Here is a 221-nt window from a genome sequence, read left to right as displayed (position 1 = left end):
TACCCACACAATCCAGACGGTATCTGGCTCTTTTGAACCTCATCTTCATTATACTTCAAATCTTTCTTTTTAGCAAGATATTCTTTTGTATTTGTCTTTCTATATTTCTGGGAAATCAGGCTGACGAACACATCGGTTGCGTCCAGTTCCCCGTCAAACACCGTTGTAACATGAATCTCTGTTTTGTTTTTTGCCATAGGCAGTTATCCTCCATACATGAA

Annotated in this window: 1 protein-coding gene; it reads right to left on the bottom strand. The window is 38.9% G+C overall.

What is annotated here, in order from left to right; all coding sequences use genetic code 11:
* Window positions 1-197, bottom strand: a 197-nt coding sequence (locus DWX26_RS16595; protein ID WP_118529251.1) for a hypothetical protein, incomplete at its 3' end; no start/stop codon positions are given.
* Window positions 198-221: the final 24 nt, after the last annotated feature.

This window comes from Blautia sp. AF19-1, assembly GCF_003479155.1.
GTDB lineage: Bacteria > Bacillota > Clostridia > Lachnospirales > Lachnospiraceae > Fusicatenibacter > Fusicatenibacter saccharivorans.
The sequence above is the reverse complement of the archived record's forward strand: the minus strand, read 5'-3'. Positions and strand labels throughout refer to the sequence as shown.